Here is a 16,800-nt window from a genome sequence, read left to right as displayed (position 1 = left end):
GCGAGTGCCTCTGCCCCTCGCCGGCGTCCGAGTCATGGTGACGCGCTCCGCCGATCATGCGCGCGAGCTCATCGACCTTCTCGAGGGTCGAGGCGCCGCCGTCGACGTCGTACCGCTCATCCACTTGGGTCCTCCGCCGCACGAGCGCGCGCTGCAAGAGGCGATCGACGCTGCCGACGATTTCGCGTGGATCGTTTTCACGAGCGTCAGCGGCGTCGAATCGTTCGCGCGCCGCCGCAAGCGTTCGCTCGGCGTCAACCCGCATATCGCAGCGATCGGACCTGCGACCTCGGAGGCCGTCGCGACCCTCCTCGGCAGGCCGCCGCACGTCGTCCCTTCGCGCTACGTCGCCGAAGCGATCGCCCAAGCGCTCGTCGACGCGGCGTCGCCCGGATCGAGCGTGCTCCTCGTACAGGCCGAGGATGCGCGCCCCGTGCTCGCCCACCGTCTCAAGCTCGCGCGTTTCGAGGTCACGGCGGTCGCCGCGTACTCGACGGTCTTACAGGCGCCCGCGGACTTCGACGCACGCATCGCGCACGTCGACGTCGTCACGCTCGCATCCGCGAGCGCCGTGCGCTCGCTCGTCATCGGTCTCGGCGGCGACCTCGCACCGTCGAAGCTGAGAGGCAAACTTATCGTTTGCATCGGGCCGATCACCGAAACTGAAGCGCGTCGCGCCGGGCTGCACGTCGAGCTGACCCCGGAGCGGTCGACCGTCGACGGTCTCGTCGAAGAGCTGTGCCGCTACTACGAGGGCGCCGCTTCAAGTTGATATGGCTCGCCATACCGCAGGGCGTGCGCGGCGTCACACATACGCGCGCCTGCCAACCGCTGTAGCGCGGTCGGCCCTCCGCCTCTCCGATGAATCGAGTATGGGCTTCGCGTCGCGATTGCGGCGCGTATTCTGGAGCAAGCGCAAGAGATGGCGATCGATATCAAGGCGACCAACGGCACGACGAGTCCGCCGCAGGCGCTCATGCAAGCAGTCGCGGATCGCAAGGAACGGCCGAAACCGTGGGTCGACGCCGACGCTTTCCCGTGGCGTGACGAGGATTTCTCCGCACGCTTCGTGCGGCGCGCGAACTACCAGTCGCTCTACGGCATGCAAGAGACCGGCGAAGAAGTCGATGCGCTCTGCGCGCTGTTGCAGTGCGCGCCCAAGGCGAGCGTGCTCGATCTCTGCTCCGGCAACGGCCGCCACGCGATCGCGATGGCTCTGCGCGGACGACGTGCGACCGGCATCGATGTCGGTCCCGGCGCGGTCCAGCTCGCTCGCGAGACGGCGAAGAACCTCGGCTTGACGATCGATTTCCGCCTGCTCGACGTGAAGCGTATCTCGTTCGAAGACGCGTACGACGGCGCGTATCTGACCTGTGGCGGCTTCAGCGACTTCAGCCCGAGTGACGCGTCAGAGATCCTCGCGATCGTCGGACGCGCGCTCGTGCCCGGCGGCCGATTCGTCTTCGAATATGCCGACGCCGATGTGGCGTCGCGCGCGGACGAGCGTTCGTGGCAGTTCGTCTCGGGCGACGAGTCGATGTTCGCCGACGGCCCGCACCTGCAGCTCGACGAGCGCGTTTACGATGCCGAAGCGAGCGCCGACGTCTTCCGGCACTTCGTCGTGCCATCCGACGGCCACGTCCGCGAGTTCTCGCGCAGCCGCCAGTATTATAAGGAAGTCGCGGTGAGGGCGATGGTCGCCGCCGCGCATCTGGAGCCCATCGGCTCGAGCGCGGGAAGCGCGCCCGGCCTCAAGCGCTTCGCGGCGAAACGACCCTAACCACCGCTGTTCTGACGGGAGATTATGAGCGGATTCGGCACGGATGCCGAGTCGTATTTGAGCTGTCCGCTCGAGGCCTTGTAGAAGTAGACGTCAGGCTCGAAGACGTCGCCGCCGCGCTGGAACGAGATCTGTCCGATGATCGTCTCGAATGTCCCCACCGAGAGCTCGCGGTCGATCTGAAGGTGATCGGCCGTGTGGATCTGCTTCGCGGCCGCGATCGCTATCTGTGCGGCGACGTAGCCGAACAACGCGAACGACGACGGCTGCCCGTAGCGCGCCTGATAATGATGCACGAACACCTGCGCCGTCGGCATGAGGTCGAGCGGCGGCACGCATGACGTCACGAGCATCCCATCGGAGGCGCTTCCCGCCGCCTTGAGCGAAGCCGGATCGTAGAAACCGTCATTCGCGATCGCCGGCGCGGTGATGCCTGCCGCGCGGATGTCGGCGAGGACTTTTTGCAGTTTCGCGCCCGGGCCGCTGAAGTATAGGACGTCCGGAGCGTCCGCCTTGACCGCAGCGACGATATCCTTGTCCGACTTCATGTCGACGTCGACGCCGATGCCGTCGGTCTTCGTCGTCTTTCCGGAGGCCGCGTAGTTCTGAAAGCCAAGCGCGCTGTCGACGCCGAACTGGTCTTTGACGTAGACGACCGTGACCAACTTCGCTTTGAGCGTCTTCTCCGCGTACTTCGCCGCCTGGGTCCCTTCTTCGACGTCGGTCGGGCAAAGACGGAAGACGTTGTCGTAACCGTGCTGCGTCAGCTGGAAGTACGGCTGCGTCGGTATGATGAGCGGCATCTCTTGTTCGTGATACGTCTGCAGCGCGAAGTTGGTCTCTTCGGCGCCGACGTGGCCGATGACGAAGCCGACGGTCGGATCGACGAGCGCGAACTGCGCCTCCTGAAGCGCGATGCCGGGATCCGCCTGATCGTCGAAGGTCTGGACCTTCCATCCGAAATCGGTGAGCGAACGGCTCTCGTTCGTCTCGTCGACCGCGAGGTTGACGCCGTTGCTCAAGTCGATGCCGAGCTGACGTTCGTCACCCGATAGCGGCGCGACGAGCGAGATCGTGATGACCTTCGTATACGGCTCGAAATCGGCGAGCGACGCGGCCGGCGCGGCGCAGCAGCATGCCACGAGCGCAGCAGCGAACAAGCCGCGGCGCATCCGTCGGCGACGTCGTACCACAGGTAGGCTCCTATCTATCACAGCGCACCTCGCACTGCGATCGACGCCGCAGTACTGATGAGAAAGACGACCGAAAACGCCATGTTGGCGTTGAAGACCGCGGCGTTGAGCGCGAAGACATCGCGTCGACGCCGGATGAGCGAGAGTTCGTAGACGAGCAAGGCGAGCGCGGCGGCCACGCCGACGTAGTAGAGGGCGCCGACGTGCGTCAGGATGCCGAGCGCTGCGAGCGCGATGACGAGCAGTGCGTGGAGCAGCTGCGGCACGAAGCGGCCGGCGGCCGATCCGAAGCGCGCGGGGATCGACCTGATCCCTTCGGCGACGTCGAAGTCGTGATCCATCAATGCGTACAGGATATCGAAGCCGGCGACCCACACGGTGACGGCCCCGAAGAGCAGCCATGCGCCGGGCTCGAAGCGTCCGGTGACGGCGATCCACGCGCCGAGCGGTGCGAGCGCATCGACGGCGCCGAGGACGAAGTGCACCGCCCACGTCCAGCGCTTGACGAGCGGGTAGATGATGACGCCGGCCGCGCCGATCGGGAGAAGCGCGAGACACAGCGGATTGAGCTCGTATGCCGCGATCGTCAGCAGCACGAGGCCGGCGACGATCGCGACGATCATCGTCGAAGCCTTCAGCTTGCCGGAGGCGACGGCGCGCCCGGCCGTGCGCGGGTTCTTCTTGTCGATCTTCGCGTCGAGCAGCCGGTTCGCCGACATCGCAGCGGTCCGGGCGCCGAGCACCGCGAGCGTAATCCATACGAGCACATGCGCGCTCGGCACGCCGCGCGCGGCGAGCAAGGCACCCGCGTAGGCGAACGGCAACGCGAACAGCGTGTGCTCGATCTTGATCTCTTGAAGGAAGAGACGCAGGCCGTTCATCTGATATCGACGACGCCCGCTAGCCCGAATTCGCTCCAACGGCGAGCGACGTCGTCCTTCACGCTTTGCGACATGACGACGGTTTCAGGCCAGCCGCGCATGTAGCCCTCCTCGGGCCCTTTGCGCGTCGCGTCGATACCGAGGCGCGTGCCGAGCAGCGGCATAGGTCCGGCATGGTCGAGGTGGTCGACCGGCCCCGGTGCGAAAACGAGATCGCGTCCTGCATCGACATTGTTGAGCGCGGTCCACGCGACGTCGCGTACGTTCTGGACGTCGACATCGTCATCGACGACGACGATGTTGCGCGTCAGCATCATCATATGTCCTAGGCCCCAAAGCGCGTACATGACCTTCTTCGCTTGACCGGGATAGCGCTTGCGCACCGACACGAGCACGAGGTTTTGGAAGCCCCCTTCGACCGGCAAGTTGTAGTCGACGACCTCGGGAAGCATCTGCTGCAATAACGGAAGGAAGAGGCGTTCCGTCGCCTTGCCGAGCCACTGGTCTTCCATCGGCGGCTTGCCGACGATGGTCGTCCAATAGATGGGCGAGCGCCTCCGCGTCATGCACGTGACGTGGAAGACGGGGAACGGCTCGGGCGGCGTGTACACGCCGGTGTGATCGCCGAACGGTCCTTCGATGCGCAGCTCGGCGTTGTCGACGTACCCTTCGAGGATGACCTCGGCTTCAGCGGGCACCTGCAGATCGACGGTCTTGCACGCCACCATCGGCACCGCTTTGCCGCGGAGAAAACCGGCGAGTAGCATCTCGTCGATGTTCGCGGGCAGCGGAGCCGAGCCGGTGTACGTCACGATCGGCTCGGTGCCGATGGCGACTGCGACCGGCATGCGCGCGTCGCGCTTAGAAGCGTCTTGATGTTCGCGCCCGTGCTTGTGCCGCTGCCAGTGCATGCCGGTCGTATTTCGATCGTAGACCTGCATGCGATACATGCCGACGTTTTGCGATCCGGTTTGCGGATGCTTCGTGAAGACGAGCGGCAGCGTGATGAACGGTCCGCCGTCTTGCGGCCAGCACGTGATCACCGGCAGCGACGTGAGGTCGACTGCGTCGCCTTCGAGGACGACTTCCTGGCACGGCGCGTTGCGGACCGTCTTGGGCATGATGCCCGCGAGATCTTTGAGCTCGAACAGCTTGCTCAGCGCCGATCCGCCGCCGGGTTGGAGCGTGGTCAGGATATGGCGGACCTTGTCGCCGAGCTCGTCGAGACCGCCGACGCCGAGCGCCGCGGACATGCGGCCGCGCGTCGCGAGGGCGTTTATGAGCAGGGGCATCGTCGAGCCGCGGACAGCGGTGAACAACAGGGCAGGGCCGCCGCTCTGACTCTTGACGCAGCGGTCTGCGATCTCCGCGATCTCGAGCTTGGGATCGACCGGTGCCGCGACCTCGATGAGTTCGCCGCGCCGTCGCATGTCGTCGACGAACTCGCGCAGGTTGGCGTACACGGCTCCGTGCGTTCTCATCGGGCGGATTGAAAGCCTCGCGAAACATGTCCCGGCGCGTCCGTGCGCGGAACTCGAAGGATGCGTGAAACGTTGTCTAGGATGACGAAAGAACGGGCATGATATAGCGAACGCCGGGCGGCGCTCCGCTGCTCAGCCCGCGTAAAGGAGACGGCATCCACGTGAAACTGAAGACGACCATCGCCGCTTTGATGATGACCGCCACCATGGCGGTGGCGCCGCTAACGGTTGCGAACGCTGACTCGTTCGTCAACAAGGTGTTGACGGGCGCGGCAGGCATCTACGGCGTGAAGCTCATCGCCGGACCGCTGAACAGCTTCCTCGACAACCTGCTTCTGACGAACCATATCGCGAACGAGGGCAAGACGAAGGTCGTGCCGATCCTGCAGACGGGCACGGGCACGTACGTCGGAGCCGCGCAGGTGAGCGGTCCGGCATACGCGGTCGACCGCGTGCAGGCCGTGGGCTCGCTCGCGTTCGAGTGGAACAACAACGTCTGGCGGGGCAGCGTCCTCATCCCGATCGACAGCCTCAACCCGCTCAAGGGGTTCAAGCGGGTGTACGGCGTCGGCGTCGACGCGGTCATAAACGCCAAGCTCTAAGAATTCGCCTACGGGCGATCTCGAGGCCGCCGGTGCGAGAAGCGCCGGTGGTCTTTTGCTTTGCGGGACAATTTATGAATATAGAAGGAGAAAGTCAACCGCTTAACAATTCGCTGGTATACATTCAACCGCCAACGTAAATGGTTTTTCGGAGGCCCAGTAAGGGCAATGGCCTTGAGAATAGATTCGCAAACAGCCTCGGATCCCCGAGCTCTCCATCTCGCACTGACCGGAGATCTCGATGCGGACGGGGCGAGGGTGGTGCGCCGCGCCCTTGAAACGCACATCGCGTCGGGGCGTCTGGACGTGACGCTCGACCTCGATCGCGTCGGATTCCTCGACTCGTCGGGCCTCGCATCGCTGATCGTCGCGCTTCGGCGCGTGCGCGAGCGCGGGGGCGACATCAAGGTCGAGACCGCGAGTCCGCGGATACGACGGGTCCTCGAGGTCACCGCGTTGGCCAGAGTGTTCAAACTCGGACCGCCGGCGCGAGCCGCCGCCTGACCCTTTCGACACAACTTTTGGGGGGATCGCCCGACATGCGCGTTGCCTTGGCCGTTGCGCTCATCGCGAGCGGCTTGACCTTCGCCGCTCATCCCAAGCCTGCCATCGCCGCCGGACATGCGGCGCCCTCGCCGCAAGCCTCGCCGACGGCATCACCGACGCCGGCGTCGATGCCGACGTCGTCGGCGACCGCCGGATCGAACGGACCGCTCGTCCGCATGACGCTCGCCGATGCGCTGGCGCTTGCTGCGGCCAACAATCTGACCTATCAAGCGGCGCTCGCCGATCAGAAGGCAGCGGCTGCGCGCGTCGTCACGGCGAGCGCAGGCAAGGTACCCTCCCTCACCGCTTCCGCTGCACGCCAGCATACTGAGAGCGCGGGCGCCTTCGTGTTCCCGTCGCCGAAGGGGCCGGTGAAGTTTCCGATCTCGGCGACGAACTACAATAGTATCTCCGAGACGATCCAATGGGCGATCTATAGCGGCGGCGCGGTCGAAGCCGAGATCGGCGAGGCTGCGGCGGGGTTCGCCTCGGCGCAAAACGGCGTCGCTGCGACGCGTGCCGACGTCATCAACGAGACGACCACCAAGTATTTCGCGCTGCTGGCGGCGCAGCATCGAGCCTCGATCGCGGATCAAGCGGTGCTCGTCGCGCGCGATGATGAGAAGCTCGCCGAACAGCAGTTAAACGCGGGCACGGCGGCGCGAGCGGACGTCCTGCGCGAGCAAGTGACGCTCGCCAACACGCAAGTGCAATCCGTTCAGGCCGACAACGAAGCGGCGCTCGCGAACGCGGACCTTGCGAACACGCTCAACATCGATCTCGGCAGTGATATCCAGCCGACGGAGAATCTCAACACCGCGGTGCCGTCATTCACCCTCGGTCAGATCCTCGCGGACGCTCGATCGAAGCGGCCGGAGCTCGCGTCGTCGGCCGACGCCGTGACGATCGCGGCGGATGCCGTCAAGGCCGCGCGCGCCGGCACGCTTCCGACCCTTGCGCTCCAGATCCAAAACGCCGGCCTGACGCCTAACTTCGAGAACATCAAGCAGCCGCAACTTTCCGAGACATTGAGCGTAACGTGGAAGCTGTTCGACGGCGGTATGACGCACGGCGAAGTGGCCCAGGCCCAGGCAGAAGTCGATAAAGCCCAGATCAATCTGAAGCAGTTGCAGAACGGCGTCGATCTCGAGGCGCGACAAGCGTATCTCAACTACGTCGCGTCGCAGGCGCAGCTCGCGGCTGCGCGCTCGGCGCAGTCGTCGGCGGCAGAAGATCTGCGCGTCACGCGCATCCGTTTCCAAGCCGGTGTCGGAACGTCGCTGGAGCTATCCGACGCGCTGCTCGCCGACACGCAGGCGAAGACGCAGTACGTCACAGCACAAGCAGCCGTTCAATCCGCGCTCGTGACCCTCGAGCGGGCCGCCGGCCTACTTTAAATCGACCTCGCGCGGCACAAATAGGGAGCGGTCGAGATTCATCTCGACCGCCGCGGTTTAGCCAATGGATCTGGGAGCTGTCGAGATTCATCTCGACCGGCGCGGTTTAGCCAATGGATCTGGGAGCGGTCGAGATTTATCTCGACCGGCGCGACCGCTGCGTTACGGCGCGCCTAACATGACGTCGGTGGTATAACACAACATCGCGGGCTGTGGCCCTTTGCACTCGACGTACAACATACCATGACTCGCTGGCAGAGCCTTCGCGAGCTTCGCGCTTCGATAGACGTGTATGTTCGCGGTCTTTCCGACGACGTCGGCCTTCAGGTCGACGGCATCGTCCGGTAGATACGCCGACGTGATCGAGAAAGCGTCGTCGGGCGCTTTGCCCTCGTAGAAATCCATCGAGAAGCGCGTCGCCAGACCGTTGACGCCGGCATAGTGAACGGTGAGGTAGCCGTGCTCCGTCGTGTAGATCGGCGCGTCGGGCGGCGGTGATGGATACGGGTGGAATTTCGACGACGGCTCCGGCGGCGACGGCTTTCCGAGTACGGCTTCGACCTGCGTGCGCGAGTAGCCGGGCGCAGCGCAACACGCCGGCGGCCTCGAACGCACGAGCTTCGAGCAGGAACCGCACATGATAGCGATCGCGGCGATCGCGAAAAACGTTACGCGCCTCATCAACTCGTTGCTTTCACACCGGGTGCGATAATTCCGCGCTGGAAAGGCCGCGGCGGTCGACCGTGAAGGTCGACCGCTCCATTCTCTTCTCGTGTAAGACCGCGGCGGTCGAGATAAATCTCGACCGCTCCCAGAAAAAAGAACGGTCGAGATAGATCTCGACTGCTCCCAGAAAAAAGAACGGTCGAGCTAAAGCTCGACCGCTACAGAGCGATGGGTGGCGCTAGTTGTTGGCGGTTTCCAGCAGACCCTTGCGCGTCAGGTTGATGCGGCCTTGATGGTCGATCTCGGCGACGCGCACCTGGATCTCATCGCCGACCTGTACCTCGTCCTCCACGCGGTTGACGCGATGGTTGGCGAGCTGCGAGATGTGGACGAGACCTTCTTTGCCAGGCAGGATCTGGACGAACGCGCCGATCGTGATGATCCGCTTGACGACGCCCGTGTAGATCTCGCCGACCTCGACATCGCGTGCGATATCCTCGACCATCCGCTTCGCCTTCTCGCCCGCTTCGGCGTCCGGCGATGCGATGAAGACGCGGCCGTCGTTCTCGATGTCGATCTTCGCGCCGGTATCGGCGACGATCTTGTTGATCACCTTGCCGCCTGGCCCGATGATGTCTTTGATCTTGTCGGGATGGATCTCGAGCACGAACATCCGAGGCGCGAAGTGCGAGAGCGAGCGCCGCGGACTCGGGATCGTCTCCTTGAGCTTGCCGATGATGAACATGCGGCCTTCACGGGCCTGAGCCATCGCGCGCCGCATGATCTCGATCGTGATGCCGCGGACTTTGATATCCATCTGGACGGCCGTGATGCCGTCGACAGTTCCCGCGACCTTGAAGTCCATCTCGCCGAGAGCGTCTTCGAGGCCTTGGATGTCGGTGAGCACCGAGTACGCGCCGTCTTTGAGGACGAGGCCCATCGCGACGCCGCCGACGTGCTTGCGCAGCGGCACACCAGCGTCCATGAGCGCCATCGTGCTCGCGCAGACGGAGCCCATCGACGACGACCCGTTGCTCTCGAAGGTCTCGGAGACGAGCCGCAGCGTGTACGGGAACTCGTCTTGAGGCGGCAGCATCGGCACGAGCGCACGCTCGGCAAGCCAGCCGTGACCGATCTCGCGCCGGCCGGGGCCGCGCATCGGACGGGTCTCGCCGACCGAGTACGGCGGGAAGTTGTAGTAGTGCATGTAGCGCTTGAAGTATTGCGGCAAGAGTCCATCGACGCGCTGCTCGTCGGAGATCGAGCCTAGCGTCGCCGCCGTGAAGATTTGCGTCTCGCCGCGCGTGAAGAGCGCCGAGCCGTGCGTGCGCGGGACGACGCTCGTCCGGCACGAAATCGGGCGGATCTCATCGAGCTTGCGGCCGTCGGGGCGCAGCCCTTCGTCGACGACCATGACCCGCAGCTCTTCCTCTTCGCGTGCCTTCACGCACTTGTCGAAGTCGTGATTGCGTCCGTCGTCGAGCAGCGGCCGAAGCTCCGCCTCGAGCGGATGACCGGCGATGCGGCTGCGAGCCTCCTCGCGCGAGATCGTTTCGAAGGCGCGATTGCGTTCGGTCTTCGACGTGATCCGCATGGCGCGCGCGATGTCGTGCCCGAAGACCTCGTCGACGAACTGACGCATCGAGGCCGACGGGTTGAAGAGCGGGAACGTCCGCTTCTTCTTGCCGGCGCGGGCGACCAGACTGCGCGTCTGCTCGAGGATGTCTTTGATGGCCGCGTGACCTGCCTCGACACCGCCGAGGAATTGGTCCTCGGAGATCTCCTTGCAGCCGCCTTCGACCATCATCACCGCGTCGGATGTGCCGGCGATGATCATGTCGAGCGTGCTCGACTCGAGTTCGGTCCGCGTCGGATTGATGACGTAGCGCCCGTCGATGAGACCGACGCGGACGCCCGCGACCGGATATTCGAACGGGATGTCCGAGAGCGCGAGCGCGGCGCCCGCGCCGGTCAATGCGACGACATCGGGGTCGATCTCGGGATCGATCGAGAGGATCGTGCAGACGATGTGGATGTCGTTACGGAAACCGTCGGCGAAAAGCGGTCTGATCGGACGGTCGATGAGGCGAGCGGTGAGCGTCGCCTTTTCGGACGGCCTGCCTTCACGCTTGATGAAACCGCCCGGGATCTTTCCGGCGGCGTACATGCGCTCTTCGTAGTCCACGGTGAGGGGGAAGAAATCTGCGCCCTCGCGGGGGCCTGCACTGGCGGTCGCGGCGCACAAGACGCACGTATCGCCATAACGGATAAAGACGGAGCCGCTGGCTTGGCGCGCGAGCTCACCGGTTTCCATGGTGAGAGTGCGCCCGCCCAGCTCCATGCTGACGGACTCTGGCAAAAAGGGGTTCCTCCTACGCTTTTCTTTTGCTGATTTTGATGATGCGGGTTCTTGTTTCTGAGCTAGGCCGGCCTATCCCTAGGGACAGCGCGCGCTTAGTGACGCAGGCCGAGCTTACTGACGATCGCGCGATAACGCTCGAGGTCCGCTTTTTCGAGATATCTCAGCAGACTGCGGCGCTTGCCTACCTTCATGAGAAGACCGCGACGGCTCGCATGGTCTTTCTTGTGCACCTTGAGGTGCTCGGTCAACTCGTTGATCGACTCGGTGAGCAGAGCGACTTGGACTTCCGCCGATCCGGTGTCGTTTTCTTTGCGGCCGAAGCGGCCGATCACCGACGACTTCTGATCTTTTTTGAGTGCCACGGACGTGTGTGCTCCTTCCGGTATTCGCGTGCGGCAGCAGCCCCTTGACTTACCGGGCCGCCGGCCGCCGTAGCAGGCACCCGACAAGGATACCATAGCCGCCGTCGGACCAGCAAGGCGAGGTACGCCGGAAACGACAGACGTCGGACAAGAAAAAAGGGGCCGCTCGTGCGACCCCTGATCGTCTTGATTAGCGCTGGATCAGCGCGGTATTAGCAGGACCTCGCCCGGATGGAGTTGTTTGCCGGCCGCGAGGTGATTGATCGACGAGACGTCGTAGGCGGCTTCGGCGACGTCCGACCCGGCCTTCGCGCGCCGAGCGACGAGACTCCAAACGGTGTCTCCGGGCTGCACGACGACCTTGTCATAATGCGTCGGGCTGGATGCGTAAATACGGGCCCCCCAGATGGTCGGCAGGGCGAACACCAGCACGAGGGAGAGGGCCTGGATAAAGGGAATCAGCGAGACCCGCTGGGTGCGGCGGTACCGGAACATGGGTCCATTCCTCTGTGAGTGGCGTGTTTCGAACATATGTTTGTCGCCCTAATCTTATCGCCGCCCACCTGGGCTGTCAAGAGATTGTCGAACAGATGTTTGCATCCGGGACGTCGATGTGGTAGAATCCCAATTACTCGGCGTGTCGGGCTGCGTTTACGCTAGCCCGCTCCAGGGTCGCCCTTGAGGGCGGCTCTTTTGTCCCGCAGCGGCGTTAAGATGAAAGGGCGGTAGACTCCCGTGGATCGCAAGACGACGCCAAGGCAGCAAGCCATACTCGACGTCATCAAAGACTTCACGCGCGAGCACGGCTATCCGCCGTCAGTCCGCGAGATCGGCGAACGCGTCGGACTGTCGTCGAGCTCGACCGTCCAGTGCCATCTGCGTACGCTCGAGAAGAAGGGGCTCATCAAGCGCGATCCGACCAAGCCCCGCGCCCTCACATCCGAGTCCGATTCCGTCGCCCGCGACGTCATCACCGTGCCGATCATCGGCCGCGTCGCCGCCGGCGTGCCGATCACGGCCGCCGAGAATATCGAAGAAGAATTCGCGCTGCCTGCCAGCCTCGTCCGAAACTCCGGGTCGTTCATGCTCCGCGTCAAGGGCGAGTCGATGGTCGACGCCGCCATCCTCGACGGCGACCTCATCCTCGTCAACCCGCAGAAGATCGCGAACAACGGCGAGATCGTCGTCGCGATGATCGACGGCGAAGCGACGGTGAAGTCGTTCTATAAGGAAGACAATCGCGTCCGCCTGCAGCCGCAGAACAAGTATATGGAACCGATCTACACGGACAACGTGGACATCGTCGGCAAGGTCTCGGCCATCATACGAAAGCTTTGAAGCGGCGCTGAGAGCATCTCCATCGGGAGCCGGCCGCGCATGAGACGCGGCCGCTTCATTTTTCGAGGCAAGCCCGAGACCCGCGTCTAACGTCAAGCGCGATGAGACCGAGGATTGCGGTCACCGTCAACCCGGGTGAGGCGTCCGCTCCCGGCGCACGCAAGAAGTACCGCGACGCGGTCACGGCAGCGGGCGGAGAGCCGATCCTCATCGACGGCGCCGGTCATTCGAGCCTTGCCGAAACGCTCTTGGCGTTCGACGGGATCCTGCTGCCGGGCGGCACCGACGTGGATCCGGCGGCGTACGGCGGAAGGCCGCACCCGAGCGTCGACGTCGCCGATCCTCGGCGCGACGCGCTCGAACTCGAAGCTGCCCGCATCGCCAAACGGTCCGGACTGCCGATGTTCGCGATCTGCCGCGGCATGCAGGTCGTCAACGTCGCTCTCGGCGGCACGCTCTACGAAGACATCGCCGATCAATACGACGCCGCGAACGGCCTACGATTGCGCCACGAGCAGACGCCCGATTTCGGCCGGCACGAGACGACACACGAAGTCGACCTGAAGGTCGGCTCGAAACTCGCCGAGATCGCCGGCTCGTCTGCGATGCGCGTCAATTCGCTGCACCATCAGGCCGTGCGCCGGGTCGCACACGGGCTCGAACCCGTTGCGCACGCGCGAGATGGGATCGTCGAGGCGTACGAGCTCCGCGGCGAGCACCCGTTCTTCGTCGGCGTGCAATGGCATCCGGAGGAACTCGTCGGCGCCGACGAACCGAGCCGTCGCCTTTTCGCCTCATTCGTCGCGGCCGCGTCGCGCCGCGCTGCGGCAAAACAGCTCGCCGCGGACCGGAGCTAACGACGACAGCGAGCGCGCGCGAGCGCAGGACCGGCGTCGAGGCATTCATCGCGTCGATCGAGTCGCGGCTATTCCCCGTTCTTCATCGCATCGCCGAAGAGCCGCACGTCGCGGCCGTGCGCGTCGCGATGGGCCCGTCGTTCGCCGGCTTGATAGCGGTGACGATCGTCGCGTTCTTCACGCCCCCGGAACCGACGCTCGGCGCGTCGTTCACAAGCCTCTCGAACCGCTTTTTCGCCGCCTACCACGTCGGCTTCGGCGCGATGGGCGTCGTGCTCAGCGCGCTGCTCGCCGACCGGCTCGCGCGCGCTTTCGGCTTCAATCGTCCGCTCGCGTGGGTCGTCAGCCTCGGCGCATTCGCCTCCGGACTCAAGTGGCCGCTCGCCGACAACCTCGCGGTCGAACTCGGCGCGATTTCGTCGACGAGCATCTTGCTCGGCCTCGTCACGACGCTCGCGACGGGCGAAGCGCTTCGGTTCGCTCGTAAATACATCTCTAACGTGATCGCCGCCGACGCGGTGGGCGCGCTCGCGGTCGCCATCGTCTTCGGCGGTCTCGCGCTCGCACACGTGACGCTCGGCGATGTCCTGCTCACCGTCATCCGTCCGCTGGTCAGCGCGAGCGACACGTTGCCCGGCCTGCTCCTGGTCGTCTTTTTCCAGACGCTGCTGTGGACCGCCGGCGTTCACGGCCCGGCGTTCCTGTCCGGCATCGTGACGCCGGTCTTCTTGAAAGCGCTCGACGAGAACAGCCAAGCCGTCGCGGCGCATCAAGCGCCGCCGCACATCGTCACGATCATGTTGTCCATATTCTACTTCCCCGGCGGGTCCGGCGCGACGCTGCCGCTGACGCTCGTCATGCTCCGCTCGCGCGTCGCACGGCTGCGCAAGCTCGCGATCGCGTCGATCCTGCCGACGGTCTGGAACGTCAACGAGACGATCATCTTCGGCGTGCCGCTCGTCATGAACCCGAGCCTGACGATCCCGTTCTTGCTCGTGCCGCTCGTCCTCGCGACTGTCACGTATCTCGCGACGTGGCTGAACCTAATCGGTCATACGATCGTCTATTTGCCACCGGTCTTTCCGTCGTTCGTGACGGCGTGGCTGACGACGGCCGGCGACTGGCGGGCGATCGTCCTCGTCTTCATCAATATCGCGATCGGCGCGATCATCTACGCGCCGTTCTTCCGCGCCTACGAGAAGGCGGTGGTCGCCGAGCCGTCCGAGCAGAACCGTCTGCTCCGAGAAGCGGAGGCGATTCGCGATCAGGAGCGCGACCAAGAGATGCATCCGGAGCGCTCGACGCAGTGATCGATCCGCTCCGCACTGCTCTAACCGGTTTCGACCTACCCGACGATATCGTCCGGCTCGCCCTTGCGGCGTGCGAGACCGCCATTCCGGCCTGGAACAAGCGCGCCGCCCACTCGGTCGCGCTTACGGCGAAGACGGTCAGGGCATTCTCTGATGTCGGCATCACCGATGCGCACCTACAAGGCACGATCGGTTATGGCTATCACGACTTCGGCCGAGAAGCGTACGAGGCGATCCTCGCCCGCCTCATGGACGCGGAGGCAGCGCTCGCACGGGTCCAGCTCACGAGCGGAACCCAGGCGATCGTCGCGAGCATCGCCGCGCTCGCCGGCGCCGACGGCATCATCTGTTCGCTCACCGGCAGGCCGTACGACACGCTTACGCTCGCGCTCACCGGCCATCCGCGCGCGTTGCGCCCGGGCGGGCAGCGGTACGTCGAGGTCGCGTGGGCCCCCGGCGCGAGCCTCGACGAAAAAGCGATGATCGCGGCGCTCGTCCACGGGCCCGCCGTCGTCTTCATCCAGCGCTCGCGCGGTTACGCGCCGCGGCCGAGCGCGTCGATCGACGAGATAGCACGGTTGGTCGCGCTTGCGAAACGGCACAGCCCCAAAGCGGTGGTCGTCGTCGACAATTGCTACGGCGAGTTCGTCGAATCGCGCGAGCCGTGCGCCGTGGGCGCTGACGTCGTGGTAGGGTCGCTCATCAAGAACCCGGGCGGCGGCATGGCGGTGACGGGCGCGTACGTCGCGGGATCGCGCGATGCGATCGAGCGCATCGCCGAGCACGTCTTCGCGCCGGGACTCGGCTCGAGGATCGGGCCGAGCCTTGAGGCAGTGCGGTCGATGTACGCGGGCCTTCACCGCGCACCACGAACGGTCTCTGATAGCCTCAGGACGATGGATTTCGCAGCGGCGTTGTTCTCGAAGCTCGGCTACGAGGTCGATCCGCAGTGCGGCGATGAGCGGACAGACATCATCCAAGCGATCCGGCTCGGATCGCGCGAGCGGCTCGAGCGCTTCGCACACGGCTTGCAGCGCATGCTGCCGGTGAACTCGCGCGCGCGCCCGGAACCTGGCGAGGTTCCGGGGTATGCGGATCCAGTCATCATGGCAGGCGGCGCTTTCATCACTGGATCGACGCTGGAGCTGTCGTGTGATGCGCCGCTGCGCGAACCGTTCGAGGTGTATCTCCAGGGCGGCATGGATTTCGTCCACGGGATCATCGCTGTGACGAGCGCCGCGGCCGCGGTCGGCGCAGCTTAAGTCACAGCCTCGGAAGCGGGTGTGGCCCCGGCTGATCATCGAGCCGACCGCGCTCGAATCGCTCGAAGCGTTCCCGCGCGTCTTCGAGGCGATCGAAGCGCTCCCGTCGGTCGGCACGCATATCGTCGGGTCGATCACGGTCGAACCGGTCACGGCCTCGATCGTCGTCAGGATCGCATCGAGGCCGCTCGTCTTCATCGACGTCGAGCGGCTCGAAATAGACCTGTGCCGAATCGATGGGCGAAAGATAACTCATGTCTTCAGACTCCTCGCGGTCAAGCCGCAGCGCTCCCGCCCGAGTATCAAGCGAGCGAGAACACACGTCAAGCGCAAGCGCAGGCAGGCGCATCGGCGCCGCGCTCGAACACTCCTCGCATGACGGGCGACATGCATCGGCGGCAATACGTCAGAGTCGAGGTCTCTTTGCCGGTTGAGTTCTCGCTCGAGGGCGAGGCGGCGCCTCACGACGGCGCGGTTTTCGATCTCGGCGCAGGCGGCATGAGGCTCGTCGCGTCCTACGACTTGCCCCCGCGCTCGAACGTCAACTTGAAGTTCAGGCTGCCGGCCGCCGACCGCGGCATCCTCGCCCGCGGCCGAGTCGTGCTCAGCTTCTTCCAGCGCAACGAGCAGAAGTTCCATCACGGGATCGCGTTCACGTCCCTCGACCCGCGCGACCGCTCGCTCATCGCGGAATTCGTCGACCACCAAGAGGCTCGTCGCACGAACTAGAGTCCCCCAAAAAACCGTAGCGGTCGAGCTTTAG

Annotated in this window: 18 protein-coding genes; 11 read left to right on the top strand and 7 right to left on the bottom strand. The window is 64.8% G+C overall.

The genetic code is table 11. From position 1 onward, the window contains the following. Positions 1-4 precede the first annotated feature (4 nt). Positions 5-772, top strand: coding sequence for a uroporphyrinogen-III synthase (locus VFO25_10595; protein ID HET9343350.1), 768 nt, complete (start codon positions 5-7; stop codon positions 770-772). 150 nt (positions 773-922) lie between these two features. Continuing rightward, positions 923-1,780: a class I SAM-dependent methyltransferase gene (locus tag VFO25_10590; protein ID HET9343349.1), complete on the top strand. Its 858-nt coding sequence runs from the start codon at positions 923-925 to the stop codon at positions 1,778-1,780. Here the strand turns inward: VFO25_10590 and VFO25_10585 are convergent. Genes VFO25_10585 through VFO25_10575 form a run of 3 tightly spaced genes read right to left on the bottom strand, consistent with a single transcriptional unit; the run spans position 1,777 to position 5,335 of the window. Continuing rightward, positions 1,777-2,940, bottom strand: coding sequence for a branched-chain amino acid ABC transporter substrate-binding protein (locus tag VFO25_10585; protein ID HET9343348.1), 1,164 nt, complete (start codon positions 2,938-2,940; stop codon positions 1,777-1,779). The genes VFO25_10590 and VFO25_10585 overlap by 4 nt on opposite strands. Positions 2,941-2,990: 50 nt before the next feature. After that, entirely contained in the window at positions 2,991-3,854 is an 864-nt protein-coding gene (locus VFO25_10580) for a UbiA-like polyprenyltransferase (GenBank protein HET9343347.1), read from the bottom strand. Continuing rightward, entirely contained in the window at positions 3,851-5,335 is a 1,485-nt protein-coding gene (locus tag VFO25_10575; GenBank protein HET9343346.1) for a menaquinone biosynthesis decarboxylase, read from the bottom strand. The genes VFO25_10580 and VFO25_10575 overlap by 4 nt, the downstream gene beginning before the upstream one ends. Before the next feature lie 161 nt (positions 5,336-5,496). Between VFO25_10575 and VFO25_10570 the strand changes: the two genes are divergently transcribed. The 3 genes from VFO25_10570 (at position 5,497) to VFO25_10560 (ending at position 7,880) form a co-directional block, all read left to right on the top strand. Beyond that, a complete protein-coding gene (locus VFO25_10570) occupies positions 5,497-5,937 on the top strand; it encodes a hypothetical protein (GenBank protein ID HET9343345.1) in 441 nt (146 codons plus the stop codon). A gap of 174 nt (positions 5,938-6,111) precedes the next feature. Then, positions 6,112-6,441 (top strand): STAS domain-containing protein, encoded by a 330-nt coding sequence (locus VFO25_10565; protein HET9343344.1) that lies wholly within the window; start codon positions 6,112-6,114, stop codon positions 6,439-6,441. A 35-nt stretch (positions 6,442-6,476) separates the two neighbouring features. Next, entirely contained in the window at positions 6,477-7,880 is a 1,404-nt protein-coding gene (locus tag VFO25_10560; protein ID HET9343343.1) for a TolC family protein, read from the top strand. Positions 7,881-8,042: 162 nt separating this feature from the next. On the opposite strand, the gene VFO25_10555 is transcribed toward VFO25_10560, so the two are convergent. From VFO25_10555 to VFO25_10540, 4 genes are all read right to left on the bottom strand, one after another. Next, on the bottom strand, positions 8,043-8,561 hold the full coding sequence (locus tag VFO25_10555; protein ID HET9343342.1) for a hypothetical protein: 519 nt from the start codon (positions 8,559-8,561) through the stop codon (positions 8,043-8,045). A 223-nt stretch (positions 8,562-8,784) separates the two neighbouring features. After that, entirely contained in the window at positions 8,785-10,887 is a 2,103-nt protein-coding gene (locus VFO25_10550; GenBank protein ID HET9343341.1) for a polyribonucleotide nucleotidyltransferase, read from the bottom strand. A 113-nt stretch (positions 10,888-11,000) separates the two neighbouring features. Then, positions 11,001-11,270, bottom strand: coding sequence for a 30S ribosomal protein S15 (rpsO, locus tag VFO25_10545; protein HET9343340.1), 270 nt, complete (start codon positions 11,268-11,270; stop codon positions 11,001-11,003). 201 nt (positions 11,271-11,471) lie between these two features. Beyond that, on the bottom strand, positions 11,472-11,765 hold the full coding sequence (locus tag VFO25_10540) for a LysM peptidoglycan-binding domain-containing protein (protein HET9343339.1): 294 nt from the start codon (positions 11,763-11,765) through the stop codon (positions 11,472-11,474). 240 nt (positions 11,766-12,005) lie between these two features. On the opposite strand from VFO25_10540, the gene lexA reads away from it, so the two are divergent. The 6 genes from lexA to VFO25_10510 all read left to right on the top strand — a co-directional run bounded on the left by lexA (position 12,006) and on the right by VFO25_10510 (position 16,766). Next, entirely contained in the window at positions 12,006-12,608 is a 603-nt protein-coding gene (gene lexA, locus VFO25_10535) for a transcriptional repressor LexA (protein ID HET9343338.1), read from the top strand. Positions 12,609-12,709: 101 nt separating this feature from the next. Then, positions 12,710-13,465: a gamma-glutamyl-gamma-aminobutyrate hydrolase family protein gene (locus VFO25_10530; GenBank protein ID HET9343337.1), complete on the top strand. Its 756-nt coding sequence runs from the start codon at positions 12,710-12,712 to the stop codon at positions 13,463-13,465. A gap of 116 nt (positions 13,466-13,581) precedes the next feature. Next, positions 13,582-14,775, top strand: coding sequence for a PTS transporter subunit EIIC (locus tag VFO25_10525; protein HET9343336.1), 1,194 nt, complete (start codon positions 13,582-13,584; stop codon positions 14,773-14,775). Further along, positions 14,772-16,037 (top strand): methionine gamma-lyase family protein, encoded by a 1,266-nt coding sequence (locus VFO25_10520; GenBank protein ID HET9343335.1) that lies wholly within the window; start codon positions 14,772-14,774, stop codon positions 16,035-16,037. Before VFO25_10525 ends, VFO25_10520 begins: the two co-directional genes overlap by 4 nt. Before the next feature lie 19 nt (positions 16,038-16,056). Beyond that, the gene (locus VFO25_10515; protein ID HET9343334.1) at positions 16,057-16,416 is read left to right on the top strand and encodes a hypothetical protein; all 360 of its coding nucleotides are present in this window, start codon (positions 16,057-16,059) and stop codon (positions 16,414-16,416) included. Continuing rightward, positions 16,413-16,766: a PilZ domain-containing protein gene (locus VFO25_10510; protein HET9343333.1), complete on the top strand. Its 354-nt coding sequence runs from the start codon at positions 16,413-16,415 to the stop codon at positions 16,764-16,766. Before VFO25_10515 ends, VFO25_10510 begins: the two co-directional genes overlap by 4 nt. Positions 16,767-16,800: the final 34 nt, after the last annotated feature.

The organism is Candidatus Eremiobacteraceae bacterium, assembly GCA_035710745.1.
GTDB lineage: Bacteria > Vulcanimicrobiota > Vulcanimicrobiia > Eremiobacterales > Eremiobacteraceae > JANWLL01.
Note: the sequence above shows the minus strand (reverse complement) of the source record. Positions and strands in the feature narration are given on the sequence as shown.